The 17,913-nt window shown below is 66.2% G+C and carries 1 protein-coding gene and 1 pseudogene; both read right to left on the reverse strand.

Translation table 11 applies throughout. The features are described 5' to 3' along the window. Position 1 precedes the first annotated feature (1 nt). Positions 2-7,620 (reverse strand): annotated as a pseudogene (locus G6N43_RS24685) (amino acid adenylation domain-containing protein). A gap of 23 nt (positions 7,621-7,643) precedes the next feature. Further along, on the reverse strand, positions 7,644-17,873 hold the full coding sequence (locus tag G6N43_RS24690) for a non-ribosomal peptide synthetase (RefSeq protein ID WP_234810283.1): 10,230 nt from the start codon (positions 17,871-17,873) through the stop codon (positions 7,644-7,646). Positions 17,874-17,913: the final 40 nt, after the last annotated feature.

Genomic DNA, 17,913 nt, shown 5'->3' on the forward strand with positions numbered 1-17,913 from the left:
CCTAGAGCAGTCCGAGGTGTTGGAGGTCGGTGACGTACTTGATGATGTGCGGTGCGCTGATGTGGGGGATGTCGTGATCGGGTCCGATCTTGGCGGCCTTGACCGCGGCGTGGAACCGATCCGCCGGAGCAAACGACCCCACCGTCGGCTCCGGAGCCGACACCTGCCCGTCAGTGTGGCTCACCAACAACTGCAACATCTGCAACACCGACTGCTGCCGCTGCGACTCCGGCAACCCCTGCAGCCCGGCCTCAAAGCGAGTGACCCACTCACCGAAGTCGCCGATACGCTCGATCGGATACCCCGCCTCGATCAACCAGTCCACGTACTCATCGATGCCGATGCCGTCATCGTGAGGATTCATCACGTGATAGGTCTGGAACCCCTCGCCCAACCGGGTACCCAGGGTGGCGATCGCCTCGGCCACAAAATCGACCGGCAGCCCATCGAAGTGCGCGCGCTGCCGATTCCCGTCGGCATCCACCTGGTAGAACGACGCCGGCGCCACCCCGGTGGCCACCACCGACAACACCATCCGCGTCACCGTGTCAGACACATTGAGCTGACCCGCATACCTCGGATCAGCCATGATCATCCCCGAGCGAAACACCGCCACCGGCAACCCACACAGATCATGAGCCTCACGCAGCAGGACCTCACCGGCCCACTTGCTGTTGCCATACCCGTTGGCGTAACTGCCGTCCACAACCCGGGTAGCGCTGATCTGACGGATATCGGCGTCCTCGGTAAACACCGACGGCTCGATCTGACGGCCCACATCCGACGTCGACACAAACGCATACGGCTTCAGACGACCAGTCAACGCAAACCGAATCAACTCCGCAGTGCCCACCACGTTCGGAGCGAAGAGCTCGCTGTACGGCAGGACGCTGTTGACGAATGCCGCCGAGTCGACGATGAGGTCGACCGACTCCGCCAACCGCTGCCAGGTCTGGGGATCCAGCCCCATCGACTCCGCACCCTTGTCGCCCGCGACCACCTGCAGTCGGTCGGCGGCCAGGTCGTGGAAGTGGTTCAGCAGATGCGGGTCGCCGCTGTCGAAGGTCTTCTCCAGGCGACGCAGCGCATCCGCGTCGTCCTTGCCGCGCACCAGACACACCAACGTGCCATCGACGGCGCCGAGCTGCTCGAGCAACTCCAACACCAGATACCGCCCCAGGAATCCGGTCGCCCCCGTCAACAAGACGGTGCGGACTTCGGTGCTGGGCCCGGCCAGCGTGGGTGCGCCGGCCAGGGTGGTGTCGTCGAGGAACTTGTCCAGGGTCAGTTCGCTTGCATGTACACGCCCGTCGGTCAGCGGATGCACCGCCGCGAAGCTGGGCCCATGCGTGGCCATTGCGGCGTCGGGATTCCACTGACCGGCCAACCCGGCTACCGTCGGGGTCTCGAACAGGGTGCGCACCGCGAATTGCGCGTCCAGGGCGGTGTTGACCGCGGCGATGACGCGCATTGCCGAGATCGAGTCGCCACCGAGGTCGAAGAAGGAGTCATCCACACCGACGCGATCGACTCCGAGGACCTGGGCGAAGATGCCGGCGATGACCTCCTCGATCGCATTCGACGGCGCCCGATACTGCGCCACGGCCTGATACTCCGGTGCAGGCAGCGCGCGGCGGTCGAGCTTGCCGTTGACCGTCAACGGCAGCGCGTCGAGCACCACCACCGCCGCGGGCACCATATAACCGGGCAGCCGCTGCCCCAGCTGGGCACGCAGTTCGGCGGGTTCAGCGGTGCCGGTGATATAGCCGACCAAACGCTTATCGCCCGGGCGGTCCTCACGCGCAATCACCACCGCCTGATCCACCCCGTCGAACTCAGCCAACGCCGCCTGAATCTCACCCAACTCGATGCGATAACCGCGGATCTTGACCTGATCATCAGCACGCCCCAGATACTGCAACTGACCATCAGCACCCCAGCGCACCAAATCCCCAGTGCGATACATCCGCGCCCCCGGCTCACCGAACGGACACGCCACAAACCGCGACGCCGTCAACCCGCCACGGTTCACATAACCCACCGTGATCCCACGCCCAGCCAGATACAGCTCACCCACCGCCCCCGCAGGCACCGGACGCAACCACTCATCAAGCACAAACGTCGCCCCACCAGGCACCGGAGACCCGATCGGCGCCTCATGCGAACCCGCCACCAACGGAGCACTGATCGCCGCATAAATCGTGGCCTCCGTCGGACCATAGGCATTGAGCATCACCCGCCCAGGCGCCCACCGATCCACCAACTCCGTCGGACACGCCTCCCCCGCCACCACCAAAGTGGTGTCCTCCAAACCCTCCGGCGAAAGCATCCCCGCCGCCGACGGCGTCTGATACAACACGCTGACCTGCTCACGCACCAACAACTCATGCAACTCCGCCGGCGACCCGCCACCGCCTCAGGCACGATCACCAACCGCGCACCATGCAGCAACGCACCCCAGATCTCCCACACCGACACGTCAAACACCAACGAATGCCACTGCGACCACACCTGCCCCGCACCGGCAGGCATATCCGGATGCAACAACGCCAACGTCTGCGTCACATTCACATGCGACACCGCCACACCCTTAGGCACACCCGTCCCCGACGTGTAAATCAAATACGCCACATCATCAGCAGCCGGGGTCAGCAGCGTGTCGTGGGCGAAATAGTCGGCCGGGTCGTCGATTTCGACGATCGCCAGATCCGCGCCATCCAGCCGGGCCCGCAGATCCGCGGTCGTCACGGCGGCGATCGGCGCGGCGTCGCCGAGCATGAACTCCAGCCGCGCCTCGGGCACCGACGGGTCGATCGGCAGATACGCCGCCCCAGTCTTCAGGATCGCCAACATCCCCACGATCGCGTCATCTGAGCGCGGTACCAACAACGCCACCGACCGGCCCGGACCCGCGCCGTGCATCGCCAGCAGGTTGGCCAGGCTATTGGCGGCCTCATCGAGCTCGCCGTAGGTCATCGACCGACCCTCGAACGTCAACGCCACCGCGCCGGGATCACGGTCCACCTGCTCAGCGAACACCGCAGGAATCGACTTCGGCGCCACCACCGGCCGACCCAACACCGCCCGATTCGCCCAACCATCAAGCTGGTCATGCTCCTCGGAATCGAGGCCGTCGATCGAGGCCAGCGGTCGCTGCGGGTCGGCGATCATGGCGGCCAGGAGCCGCTCGAAGCGACCGATCAGCGATTCGATGCGGGCGACATCGAAGACGTCAGAGTCGAATTCGACGCGAATCTCCAATTCGTGGCCTGGCAGGACCATGACCGAGAGCGGGTAATGGTTGTACTCGCGGTTCTTGAACTCGGTGATGGCCAACTCGTGCACGCCTGCGAACGCGCTGGCGTCGATCGGATAGCTCTCGTACAGGAACAGGGTGTCGAACAGCCGATCGTGACCGGCGACGTGGTGAATCTCGTTGAGCGCCAAGTGCTCGTGTTCGACGGTGTCGTTGTGGTGGCGCTGCAACTGGGCGAGCAGGTCAGCGACGGTGGCGGCCGCGGTCATGTCCGCACGAATCGGCACGGTGTTGATGAGCAGACCGATGATCGAGTCGGCGCCGGGCAACTCGGCGGGCCGGCCCGAGACCGCGGTGCCGAAGGCGACGTCGTGCTGACCGGTCATGGCCATCAGCAGCTGCGCCCAGCCGGCCTGCAGCACGGTGTTCACGGTGGTGTGGCACGAGCGCGCCAGCTCACTGAGGCCACTGGTGATCTCGGTCGACAGTCGATACGACTCCACCCCGCGCGGACCCGGCAGGGCCGGCGGTGCGACGAGGGTGGGGGTCTCGAACCCGGCCAGGATTTCGCGCCAGGCCTCGCGGGCGGCGTCGCGATCCTCGGTGGCCAGCCAGCTCACGTAGTTGCGGTAAGGCACGGGCGCGGGCAGGCGCTGTCCGAAGTAGCCGGCAAGGACCTCCTGCAGGAGGACCGGCAGCGACCAACCGTCGATGACTATGTGGTGGAAGGTCAGCACGCACCGGTGCTGGTTGCCTGCGGTGCGGATCAGGGCGGCGCGGAAGGTGGGCCGGTCGGCCAGGTCGCAGACCGCGGCACGCTCGGCGGCGCACAGCTGCTCGACCTCGGCGTCGGACTTGCGGTCGTCCCAGCGCAGATCCAGATAGCGCCATGCCATCACCGGATCGGCGGGAATGATCTGCACCGGTTCGCCGAACTGCTCGGAGAAGCGGGCCGCCAGGTTGGGATGACGGGTGACGACGTTCTGCACCGCGTCGCGGAAGCGGTGAGCGTCGAGGGCGCCGGTGACGGTGATGTCCAACTGCACGGCGTAGACGTCGTCGCCGGTGCCGCGGGCAATGGTGGAGTGGAACAGCAGGCCCTGCTGCAGCGGGGTCAACGGCAACACGTCGACGATGTCGTGCTCGCTGGTCAGATCGTCGATCTGCTGCTGGGTCAGTCGCGCAGGCGCCAGGTCCGACGGCGTCAACCCGCCACCGCCGGCACGCACATGCGCGCAGATCCCGGTCAACGCGTCGAACCACAACCGGCTCAACCGCTGGACGGCAGCCTCATCGAGCGCCGACGGCGCCCACGTCCACGACGCCTGCAACTGCGGGCCGGCATCGGTATCCAGCGTGCCCGCATTGAGCTCCACGGTGTGCATCAACGGCATCGGTACCGCCGCCGCGGCGGCGGCAGCCTTCAGGCCGTCCTCGCTGATGCGCCACATGTCCTCGGACAGGTCGGCCGCGCCTGCGCCCAGGCGGCCCAGGTAGTTGAAACCGATCACCGGATCCGAACCAGCCAACTCCACGTCGGGATTCAGGTAGCGCAGCAGACCGTAGGTCAGCGGATCCGGCAGTGCTCGCAGCTGCTCCTTGGCCGCCTTGATCACCGGGCCCAACCCGACATCACCGGCGATCACCTGATCCCAGTCGATACCACTGACGTTCAGCGCGACCGGATACTTGGTGGTGAACCAGCCCACCGTGCGCGACAAGTCGACCTCGGGGTCCAACTCCTCGTGGCGGCCGTGGCCCTCCACATCGAATCCGACCGCGGTGTCGGTTCCCAGAAACTCCTTCCAGGCCAAGCCGAAAGCGATCAGCAGGATGTCCTGCACGCCGGCGTGGAACGCCGCGGGGACCTCGCCCAGCAAGGACCGGGTGGTCGCGGCATCCAACGTCACCGACATTTCCTTGGCGTTGACATAGGTGTCCACCGCGGGATCCACGGCGGGCAAGTCCACCGGCGCCGCCGTCACCTGTCGCCAGGCGTCGGCCAGCTCAACGACCTCGGGACGGCGCGCATGCTCTTCCAGCAGCACGGCCCAGTGTTGGAACGACGTACCCCCGGTCGGGAGCTCCACCGGCTGACCGCTGTGATGCAGCGCCCAGGCGATGTTCAGGTCCTCCAACAGAATGCGCCAGGACACCCCGTCGACGGCCATGTGGTGGATCATCAGCGCCAACTCACCGGTGGTCGGCACCCACAGCGCACTGAGCATCGCCCCGGCACCGAGGTTCAGCCGCGACCGCGCCCCGGCGATGGCGTCGTCGGTCAGTTCGTCGACGACGTAGACGCAGGCGCGAGCGTCGACCGAGCCCACCGCAGGCACCCGCAGTGACCACTCACCGGCGCCGTCGTCCTCGACCTGCAGCCGCAGTGTGGCGTGGCGGTCCAGCAGCGCCTGCAGCACGGCGACCACGTCGTCCTCGGTGACCCCGGCAGGAGCCTGCAACACCAGAGTCTGGTTGAACTCGTCGACCGGACCCTCAACGCTCTGCAGCCAGCGGATGATCGGGGTGGCCTGTACGGGGCCAATGCCCTCGTCGACAACCGCGGCTTCGCCGCCGACAACCTTGGCCACGGTCGCCAGCCGGGCGACAGTCTGTTCGACGAAGATGTCACGCGGGCGGCACAACAGGCCCGCGGCGCGGGCGCGCGCGACCACCTGCATCGACAGGATGCTGTCGCCGCCGAGGTCGAAGAACGAGTCGTCGACACCGACGCGCTCCACGCCGAGCACCTGCGAATAAATCGACGCCAGGATCTCCTCCACCGGAGTTCCGGGAGCCCGGTAGTCGGCACCGACTGCGCGATATTCGGGTGCGGGCAGGGCACGCTTGTCGAGCTTGCCGTTGACGGTCAGCGGTAGTGTCTCGAGCACCACGATCGCGACCGGGACCATGTAGGCGGGAAGTCGTTCGGCCAGCGCGCTGCGCAGCTGGGCCGGTTCGGCGATTCCGGTGATGTAGCCGACGAGGCGCTTGTCGCCGGGGCGGTCCTCGCGGGCGATGACGACCGCTTGGTCTACGCCGTCGAGGTCGGCGAGTGCGGCCTGCACTTCACCGAGTTCGATGCGGTAGCCGCGGATCTTGACCTGCTCGTCGGCACGCCCCAGGTACTGCAGCTGGCCATCCTCGCCCCAACGAACCAAATCGCCAGTGCGATACATCCGCGCCCCCGGCGCCCACGGGCACGCCACAAACCGCGACGCCGTCAACCCCGCCCGACGCACATACCCCGCAGCCACACCCTCGCCGGCGATATACAACTCACCGACCACACCTTCCGGCGCAGGACGCAACCACTTATCCAAAACCATCAACGCCGCGCCAGGAACCGGCGACCCGATCGGCGCCACCCCCGCACCAGCCACCAACGGCGCACTCATCGCGGCATAGATCGTGGCCTCTGTCGGCCCATAAGCGTTGATCATCACCCGATCGCCGCTGGCCCAGCGATCCACCAACTCCGTCGGGCACGCCTCCCCGGCCACCACCAACGTCGTGGACTCCAGCTCCTCCGTCGACAGCATCCCCGCCGCCGACGGCGTCTGGCACAGCACACTCACCTTCTCGGTGACCAATAAATTGTGGAAATCAATCGGCGAACTGGCGACCGCTTCGGGCACCACCACCAGCCGGCCCCCGTGCAGCAGCGCACCCCAGATCTCCCACACCGAGACGTCGAAAACCAACGAGTGCCACTGTGACCACACCTGCCCCGGCCCCGCAGGCAGATCCGCATGCAACGACTCCACCAACGACGCCACATTCCGATGCGTAACCGCCACCGCCTTCGGAACACCCGTCGTCCCGGACGTATACGTCATATATGCCAAGTCCTCCGGCGCCGGGGTGGACACCTCGGTGCTGGATTGCTTGGCGATGGCGGGGTCATCGAAGTCGACGACCGTCAGGTCCGAGGAGACCAGACGCGAACGCAGGTCCGCGGTGGTCACCGCAGCGATCGGCTCGGCGTCGCCCAGCATGAACGCAATCCGCTCATCCGGGTGGGCGGGGTCCATCGGCAGATAGGCCGCCCCGGTCTTGAGCACCGCCAGGATCGAGATGATCGCCTCCGCAGAACGCGGAATCAGCAGCGCGACCGTCTTGCCTGGCTCGGCGCCGTGGCCGACCAGGAGGTTAGCCAGCCGGTTGGCGGCTTCATCGAGCTCGCGATACGTCCAGGACTGCTCACCGCATACCAGAGCGACGGCCTCGGGGGCGCGGACGACCTGCGAGTTGAACAACGCCGGGATCGAGTCGCGGTGACGGGCGGGCTCGGTCAGGATCGCGCGGTTACCCCACTCGGCCAGCTGGTCGTGCTCGTCGTCGTCGAGGAGGTCCAGTGACAGAAGTGTCCTGGTGGCGTCAGCACTCATGACTTACCCCTCGTGTCTGCGGTCATCGCTTCGAGCACGCGCCGGAATCTGTCGACCAGCTTTCCGATGCGGGCGGTGGTGAACACGTCCTTATCGAATTCGACGCGTAGACCCAATTCGTTACCGGGCACGGCCTGCACCGACAGCGGGTAGTGGTTGTACTCGCGGTTGGTGTAGCCGGTGATCGCCATTTCGGGCACGTTCAACATGCCCGCGGTGTCGATCGGGTAGTTCTCGTATATGAAGACGGTGTCGAAGAGTTGGTCGTGTCCGGTAGCGCGATGGATCTCGTTCAGCGCCAAATGTTGGTGTTCTAACGTCTCAGTGTAGGCGCCCTGTAGTTGGTTCAGCAAATCGGCAATTGTGGTTGTAGGTGTGACGCTGGCCCGTACTGGCACGGTATTGATCAAAAGGCCGATCATTGATTCGGCGCCTGGCAAATCAACTGGCCGTCCGGAAACGGCGGTGCCGAAGGCCACGTCGTGCTGTCCGGTCAGCCAGATCAGCATTTGCGCCCAGCCGGCCTGCAGCACCGTGCTGACCGTCGTGCGGCACTGGCGAGCCAACTCGGTGAGGGCTTGCGTGGTCTCCGCGGAGACGTGGAAGTCCTCGACCCCTCGCTGCCCGAGCGACAACCGGCCCGGTGGACCCACCAGGGTCGGGTTCTCGAATCCGGCGAACGCCTTGCGCCACGCGGCCTGTGCAGCCTCGCGATCCTGTGCAGCCAGCCAGGTGATGAACCTCCGGTAAGTCACCGGTGCGGGCAGCCGGGCACCGAAGTAGCCGGCGAAGATCTCCTGCAGCAGGATCGGCTTTGACCAGCCGTCGAGCACGATGTGGTGGTTGGTGAGCACGAACCGGTACTGGTCTTCGGCGGTCCGGATCAACGCCGCCCGGAACGGGAGCCCGTCGACCAGGTCGCACACCGCCGCGCGTTCGGCGGCACTGAACTGGTCGATCTGGTTCTCGATGTCGGCTGCGGTGCCGTTGAGCTCGAGGTACTGCCAGGTCAGCGGCGGATCGGCCACGAGCACCTGCACCGGCTCACCGAAGTCTTCGTTGAACCGGGCCACCAGGTTGGGGTGGCGGTTGATCATGTTCTGCACCGCATCGCGAAGACGCTCGGCATCCAGTTGGCCGGTGATGGTGATGTCCAGCTGGACCGCGTAGAGGTCTTCGTTGCCGGGTGCGGCGCCGGTGTGGAACAGCAGGCCCTGCTGCAGCGGGGTCAGCGGCAGCACATCGGCGAGCTGGTACTGCCGGGTCAGTTCGTCGATCTGCTGCTGGCTCACGCGTGCCGGAAGGACGTCGGACGGCGTCAGCCCACCCCCGCCTTGTTGGACATGGGTGCAGATGCCGGCCAGCGCGTCGAACCACAGCTGGCCCAACCGGCTGATCTGCTCGTGATCCAGGGCCGACAGCGCCCACGTCCACGTCGCATGCAGGTGCGGTCCGGCCTCGGTGTCCATCGTGCCGGCGTTGAGCTCCACGGTGTGTCCCAGCGGCGTGGGCACTGCGGTGGCCGCCGAGGTGATCGCCACACCATCGTGGTCGATGCGCCACAGGTCCTCGGAGAGGTCGGCCGCGGCCGCGCCCAGGCGGCCCAGGTAGTTGAACCCGATCGCGGGATCGGTCTCGCCCAAGTCGGCGTCGGGGTTCATGTAGCGCAGCAGACCGTAGGTCAGGCCGTCGGGCAGCGACCGCAGTTGTTCCTTGACGTTCTTGATCAGCGGCCCCAGCGCGGCGTCGCCGGCGGTCACCTGCTCCCAGCTGACCCCGTCGACATTCAGCGCGACCGGGTACTTGGTGGTGAACCACCCCACCGTGCGCGACAAGTCCGCATCAGCCAGTTCTTCCTGGCGGCCGTGACCCTCGACGTCGATACCGATCGGCGATGCGCCGGTGCCCAGGAACTGCTTGAAGGCCAGCCCGAACGCGATCAACAGAATGTCTTGCACGCCGGCGTGATACGCCGCGGGCACCTCCCCGAGCAGCAGCCTGGTGGTGTCGGTGTCCAACGACATCGACAACTGCCCGGCGTTGGCGTAGGTATCGATCTGCGGTTGTACCGCCGGCAGCGCGGCGGGCACCGAACTGACCTGCCGCCAGGCCTCCGCCAGCTCGACGACTGCGGGCACGCGCGCGTGCTCGTCGAGGATCGCCGCCCAGCGTTGGAACGACGTCCCGCCGGTCGGCAGGGCGACCGCTTGGCCGCTGTGGTGCTGGGCCCAGGCGATGTTGATGTCCTCCAACAGGATTCGCCACGACACAGCGTCGACGGCCAGGTGGTGAATCAACAGCACCAACCGGCTGGTGTCGCGCACCCACAGCGCGCTGACCATCGCGCCGGCGGCCGGGCTCAACAACTCCCGCGCCTCGATCAGTGCGTCGTCGGAGAAGGTGTCCACCGCATGCAGGCAGCCTCGCGCATCCACGGCGCCCACCTCGGGCACGCTCAGCGCGCGGCCGCCTGCGCCGTCGTCATCGACGAGCAGCCGCAACATGGCGTGCCGGTCCAGCAGCGCCTGGAGGACGACGACCACGTCGTCTTCGGTCACTCCCGCGGGAGCCTGCAACACGACGGTCTGGTTGAACTGATCGACCGGGCCGTCCAGACCGTAGAGCCACTCCATGATCGGGGTGGACACCACCGGCCCGATGCCCTCGTCGACCGCGCCGCCCTCGGCGTCGGCGTAGACCGTCACCTGTGCCAGTCGGGCGACGGTTTGTTCGACGAAGATGTCGCGGGGTCGGCATACCAGTCCGGCGGCGCGCGCGCGGGCGACGACCTGCATCGACAGGATGCTGTCGCCGCCGAGGTCGAAGAACGAGTCATCGACGCTGACCCGCTCCACACCCAGGACTTCGGCGAAGATGCCTGCCAGGATCTCTTCGAAGGCGGTCGACGGCGCGCGGTAGCTGTCGGTGTCGGAGAACTCCGGTGCCGGCAGGGCGCGGGTGTCGAGCTTGCCGTTGACAGTCAAGGGCAGCGTGTCGAGCACCACCACCGCGGCGGGCACCATGTAGGTCGGCAGCCGTTCACCAAGCTTGGTCCGCACTGTCGACGGGTCTGCGGTCCCAGTTATATAGCCCACCAGTCGTTTGTCGCCGGGGCGGTCTTCGCGCACGATCACCGCGCCCTGGTCCACCCCGTCGAGGCCGGCCAGGGCGGCCTGGATCTCGCCGAGCTCGATGCGGTAGCCGCGGATCTTGACCTGCTTGTCGGCACGCCCCTCATAGCGCAGCTGCCCATCAGCACCCCAGCGGACCAAGTCGCCGGTGCGATACATCCGCGATCCGGGCGCCCCGAACGGGCACGCCACAAACCGTGTCGATGTCAGATCTGAGCGACCCACGTACCCGGTCGCCACCCCCGCTCCGGCCACATACAACTCACCCGTGACGCCGACGGGCACCTGGCGCATCCACTCGTCGAGGACGAAGAACGCCAAATGCTCCAACGGCACACCGATCGGGCTGGAACTGTCAGCGACGTCGCCGACCCCGATCTCCCGGAACGACGCGTGCACCGTCGTCTCGGTGATGCCGTACATGTTGATCATCCGCGGCAATCCCGGATGGCTGTGCAACCACGTCGAAAGACGTTGCGGCTCCAGCGCTTCGCCGCCGAAGACCACGGTCTGCAGTTTGAGTTGCTGGCCCAGCTCCGGCTGCAGCGCGTCGGCGGTCTGCAACGCATAGAACGCCGACGGGGTCTGGCTCAGCACACTGACCTGTTCGCTGACCAGCAGGGCGTGCAGCTCTTCCGGAGAGCGGACCACCGCATCGGGCACGATCAGCAGGCGGCCGCCATAAAGCAGCGCGCCCCAGATCTCCCAGACCGAATAGTCGAACGCCAGCGAGTGGCACTGCGTCCACACCTGACCCAGCGACAGCTCGACATCCAGCGATTCCAACAACCGGGTCACGTTGCGGTGAGTGACCGCCACCCCCTTGGGCTTCCCGGTCGTGCCCGACGTGTAGATGATGTAGGCGACGTCATCCGGGGCAGCCACCGATGACACTGCCGCGCCATCGGTTTCAGCTGCGGTTTCGGCGATATCGAGGACCGGCACCTCGAACGACTCCAGTCGCGCGCGCAAATCGGCGGTGGTGACCGCCGCGATCGGCGCCGCATCCCCGACCACGAACTCGATGCGGGCATCCGGATGCGCCGGATCGATCGGCAGATACGCCGCCCCGGTCTTGAGCACCGCCACAATCGCCGCGATCGCCTCCGGAGTGCGAGGCAACAACAACGCCACCCGCTCCCCCGGACCCGCACCCAACTCAATCAGGCGACGAGCCAGCCGATTCGCCGACTCATCCAACTCGCCATAGGTGATCGAACGACCCTCAAACGTCACCGCCACCGCTTCGGACGACCGAGCCACCTGCTCGTCGAACATCGCCGTGATCGACACCGGAGTGGTCGCTATCTGCGTCAGGACGGCCCGATTGCCCCATTCGTCGAGTTGGTCGCGCTCGCCGGAAGCGAGCAGATCAATGGAAGCCAGCTGCTCACTCGGATTGGCAACCATGGCGGCCAGCACGTGGTTCAACCGACCGATCAGGGTTTCGATCTCTGCCGCCTCGAACACCTCGGTGTCGAATTCGACGCGCAGGCTCACCTCATGACCCGGGGTGGCGACCAACGACAGCGGGTAGTGGTTGTACTCGCGGCTGCTGAAGTCGGTGACGGCCAGGTCCTCCACGCTCAACAGCGCGGCGGGGTCGATGGGGTAGTTCTCGTAGACGAACAGGGTGTCGAACAGGCGGTCCTGTCCGACGGCGCGGTGGATCTCGGCCAGCGACAGATGCTCGTGATCCACGGTGTCGTTGTGGGCGCGTTGCAGCTGAGCCAACAAGTCGGCCACGGTGCTGGTCGCGGTCATGTTGGCGCGCACCGGCACCGTGTTGATCAAGAGCCCGACCATGGCATCCGCACCGGGCAGATCCACCGCGCGTCCCGACACCGCGGTACCGAACGCCACGTCCTGATGTCCGGTCAGCCACACCAGCAACTGGGCCCACGCCGCCTGCAGCACCGTGTTGATAGTGGTCTGCTGCGCACGCGCCAATTCCCCGAGCGCCGCAGTGATTTCGGCCGACAGCCGATGTGACTGCACCCTGCGCGCCCCGGCTTGGGCCGGTGGCGCCACCAATGTCGGCGTTTCGAACCCGGCCAGCACCGCACGCCAGGCCGCCGTCGCCGCCTCACGATCCTGGGCCGCCAGCCACGTCACGTAGTTGCGATACGTTGCCGGCGCGGGCAACCGGTGCCCGAAGTAGCCGGCGAAGACGTCCTGCAACAGGATCGGCAACGACCACCCGTCGACCACGATGTGGTGAATGCTGATCACCAGCCGGTGCTGGTTGTTCGGCAGCGCGATCAGGGAGGCACGAAACAGCGGCTGGGCCCCCGACAGGTCGCACACCGCTGCGCGCTCGGCGGCGCAAATCGCCTCGATTTGGTTCTCGACATCGCCGGAGGCATCCAATTCGACGTACTGCCAGGCGATCTCGGGATCGGCCGGGATGACCTGCACCGGCTCATCGAACCGATCGGCAATGAACCGCGCCGCGAGGTTCGGATGCCGACCCACCATCGCGGCTACCGCACCGCGCAGCCGCTCGGCATCCAGAGCCCCGGCCATCGTGATGCCCAACTGCACGGCATACACATCGTCCCCGGAGTCTTCGACGAACGCCGACTGGAACAACAGCCCCTGCTGCAGCGGCGTCAGTGGCAACACATCGACGAACTTGAGTTGCTGAGCCAGCTCGTCGATCTGGGATTGCGTCAACCGCGCAGGCGCCAGATCCGACGGGGTCACCCCGCCACCACCGGCACGCACATGCGCGCAGATCCCGGCCAAAGCCTCAAACCACAATCGGCTCAACCGCTCGGCCTTGTCGGTATCGAGCACCGAGGGGGCCCAGGACCAGTTGGCCTGCAGCACCGGACCGGCGTCGGTGTCGTCGGTACCGGCATTGAGCTCAACGGCATGCGCCAGAGGCATCGCCACCGCAGATGCCACATCCGCTGTCGCCAGGCTGTCACCACTGATGCGCCAGAAGTCCTCGGACAGATCACCGGCACCCGCGCCGAGGCGGCCCAGGTAGTTGAACCCGATCCCCGGATCCACCCCGCCCAGATCCAGGTCGGGATTCAGGTAACGCAGCAGTCCATACGTCAGGCCGTCGGGCAGCGACCTCAGTTGTTCCTTGGCGTCCTTGATCACCGCACCCAAAGCCGGGTCCCCGGCACTCACCTTCGCCCAGGGCAGCCGACCGACGGTCAGCGCGACGGGATATTTGGTGGTGAACCAGCCCACCGTGCGCGACAGGTCAACATCGGCGCGCAGTTCCTCATGACGGCCGTGACCCTCCACGTCGATGCCGATCGGAGCGTTGGTGCCCAGGAACTCCGTCCAGGCCAATCCGAACGCGATCAACAAAATGTCTTGCACGCCAGCGTGATACGCCGCAGGCACCTCTCCCAGCAGCTGCCGCGTGGTGTCAGTGTCCAGCGACACTGTCAGGCGCCCGGCGTTCGCGTAGGTGTCCTCGGGTTGCATGGCGGGCAATACCGCCGGAACCTCGGCGACCTGCCGCCACGTCTCGGCGGTGGCCACCACCTCCGAGCTGCGCGCGTGCTCGTCGAGCAGTGCGGCCCAACGCTGGAACGACGTGCCACCCGTCGGAAGTTCAATCGGCTGGCCGTTGTGGTGCTGGGCCCAGGCGATGTTGATGTCCTCCAACAGGATTCGCCACGACACCCCATCGACGGCCAGATGGTGGATCATCAACACCAGCTGGCTCGTCGAAGACACCCACAACGCACTGATCATCGCCCCGGCCGCCGGGCTCAACCGCGACCGCGCCTCGGCAATCGCTTCGTCGGTCAACGCATCGACCGTGTGTACGCCGTCGCGCACATGCACCGCGCCGGCCTCGGGCACCGCCAACGACCACTGACCGGTCGCTTCGTGCTTATCGACACGCAGCCGCAGCGTGGCGTGCCGGTCCAGCAGCGCCTGCAGCACGACCACCACGTCGTCAGCGGTGACCCCGTCGGGAGCCTGCAGAACCAGGGTCTGGTTGAACTCGTCAATCGGACCGTCGACGTCGTGGAGCCAACGAATGATCGGGGTCGGCACGACCGCGCCGACGCCCTCGTCCACGACGGCGGCCTCGCCGCCGACCACCGTGACCACCGCGGCCAACCGGGCGACGGTCTGCTCGACGAAGATGTCACGCGGGCGGCACAGCAGTCCTGCCGCCCGGGCGTGCGCCACCACCTGCATCGACAAGATGCTGTCGCCACCCATGTCGAAGAACGAGTCGTCGACGCCGACGCGCTCCACGCCCAGCACCTGAGCGAAGATGCCCGCCAGGATTTCCTCGATCGCCGTGGAAGGCGCGCGATAGTTGGCGCCAAGACCTTGGTAGTCCGGTGCCGGCAGCGCGCGGATGTTCAGCTTGCCGTTGATCGTCAGTGGCAGCTGATCCAACACCACGATTGCGGTCGGCACCATGTAGGGCGGGAGCCGATCGGCAAGCTGGGAACGGAGCTCGGCCGGATCGGCGGTGCCAGCTATATAGCCCACCAGACGCTTGTCACCGGCGCGGTCCTCGCGGACGATCACCGCCGCCTGGTCGACCCCCTCGAGTTCAGCCAGGTCGGACTGGATCTCCCCGAGCTCGATGCGATAGCCCCGGACCTTGACCTGCTCATCAGCGCGACCCAGATACTGAAGCTGACCGTCGTCGCCCCAACACACCAAGTCGCCGGTGCGATACATCCGCGTACCGGGCTCCCCGAACGGGCACGCCACGAACCGCGACGCGGTCAGGCCGGATCGACCCAGATAACCCGCAGTTACTCCCTCGCCGGCCACATACAGCTCGCCGACCACACCGACGGGGACCGGCTGCAGCCAGGTGTCCAACACGAAGAGCGCCGCCCCGGCCGCCGGCTCACCGATCGGCGCAACACCGGATCCCGCCGTCAGCGGCCTGCTGACGGCCGCACACACCGTCGTTTCGGTCGGGCCGTAACCGTTGACCATCACGCGCCCGTCGGTGGTCCACCGATCCACCAACGCGGGCGGGCAGGCCTCGCCGACCACCGCCAACGCCATCGATTCCAGGCCCTCCGGCGACAGCATTGCGGCCGACGTGGGGGTTTGGGTCAGCACGGTGACCCGTTCCCTGATCAATAGGTCGTGCAGATCCTCCGGTGAGTTCGCGACGTCCTCAGGCACCACTACCAACCGGCCGCCGCGAAGCAGCGCACGCCAGATCTCCCACACCGAAGCGTCAAACGCCAATGAAAACCACTGCGCCCATATCGCCGGCTGCGGGAAGCTGGATTCCAGATTCTTCATCACGTACCCGGCACTGTGGTGGGTGACTGCCACACCTTTCGGCGTCCCCGTGGTGCCCGAGGTGTAGATGATGTAGGCCAAGTCGCCTGGTGACGGACCTTTCCGCGGCGATGTGCTCGGCTGTGCGTCGACAGCCGGGTCGTCGACATCGACCACCGCCACGTCGAACTTGTCCAGCCGTGATCGCAGCCCCGCGGTGGTGATGGCCGCAACAGGCTTAGCATCACCGACGATGAACTCCAAGCGTGCCTCCGGCACCGACGGGTCCACGGGCACATACGCCGCACCGGTCTTGAGTACCGCGAGAATCGCGATGATCGCCTCGGCGGACCGGGGCATCAGCAGCATGACGAATTCGCCTGCGCGAGCACCGGTGTCAGCCAAGAGGTGTGCGAATCGGTTGGCCGATTCATCCAACTCGCGATAGGTCCACGACTGGTCGCCGCACACCAGCGCCACAGTGTCCGGTGAGCTGTTCACATGTGTGGCGAACAATTCCGGAATCGTGGACCGAGGCGCAGGTTTAGTCAGGACCTCTCGGTTACCGAGTCGATCCAGAGTTGAACGCTCTTCGGAGTCGAGCGCGTCAATCGACGACAGCGGTCGATCGGGATCCTCGGCCATCGCCACCACGATGCGTTCCAGGCGCTCCGCGAGATTGGCGACACCGAACTTGGCGAACGGCTGTCCTGGACCGGCCGTGCCCAGGAACATCTGGTCGCTGGCGCCGGAGAAGAACAACCCGAAGTGACCCATCGGACCGTGGTTGGTGAAGGCGGCAGTCGCGGAAACACCCGCCAGGTCCAGCGTGAGTCGCGACGGCAGGAAACTGATCGCTACCCGATCGGAGGTCTGCCTCGGACCACCGGACTCATCATCCAGGGTGTGCACCGGAAATCGCTGATGCTGCAACAACTCTCGAATGCGTACGTCCACATGTCGGCAGAACTCACCTGCCGTGGCGTCCGGTGGAGCGGACAGCACCAGAGGCACGATGCCGGCGAGCATCGCGGGGATCGACTTCGTCTCTTCGCCGACTCGCCGGCTGACCGGGAAGTCCAGCGCAACCTCGGAACCGTTGCCAGACCACGACCGCGACAACAACGCCAGAGCGGCGGTCATCACCGTGTGGCGACGGATGCGCAGAGCCTTCGCCAGCGACTTGATGCCGCCGATCGCAGCTTGACCAACCTGAACCTGCCCAGAGGGCGCGTAGCCGTCGTGCCGGCTCGCCAGTTGCGATGCGCGCCGATCCAGACCGCTTTCCGGGGGACGACTCTGGCTCCAGTAGGCCTGGTCTTCTACGAAGTCAGGGGAGGCTGCGTAGCGAGCCTCGATGTCGACCAAGTCCTGCAGTGACCCGAAGTACGCGGGCGGCACGGGTTCGCCCTTGACCAGCGCCGTGTAAATCGACGCGATTCGGCGGCAGACCAGCGCCATGCCCACGCCGTCGACGGAGATGTGGTGGCCCAAGCCGAACGCATAATATTGATCAGGCTGAGTCTGAAAAAGCGCAAATGTCACCAGCCGGCCGGTAAGTGGCATCGGGGTGTGCTGAATTGACGAAGCAATCTCGCGGACTTTGTCCTCAGGATCGTCTGCATCCTGCACGTCGTAGAACGGCAGCTCCAGATCCGAGTAATCGACCGGTTTCTGGAATACCTGACCGTCTCTTTCGAAAAAGCACGCGCGCGAGGGCTCGGCTTCCTGCACCGCCTGACGGATCGCCTGGTGCAGCAGATCTCGTTGAATCGCGCCGTCGATTCTTACGAGAAGGCCGAGCTGCCACTCCGTCCCGACGAGGCCGCTCTCCTGCGAGAGCCAGATATCCATCTGACCTCGCGACAGCGGAAAGCCCCCGTCGTAAGTCCCC

This window comes from Mycolicibacterium moriokaense (assembly GCF_010726085.1).
Classification (GTDB): domain Bacteria; phylum Actinomycetota; class Actinomycetes; order Mycobacteriales; family Mycobacteriaceae; genus Mycobacterium; species Mycobacterium moriokaense.

Excerpts from the sequence above, each read along its gene's own strand:
- G6N43_RS24690 (WP_234810283.1), bottom strand. The coding sequence starts at position 17,873 with ATGGATATCTGGCTCTCGCAGGAGAGCGGCCTCGTCGGGACGGAGTGG.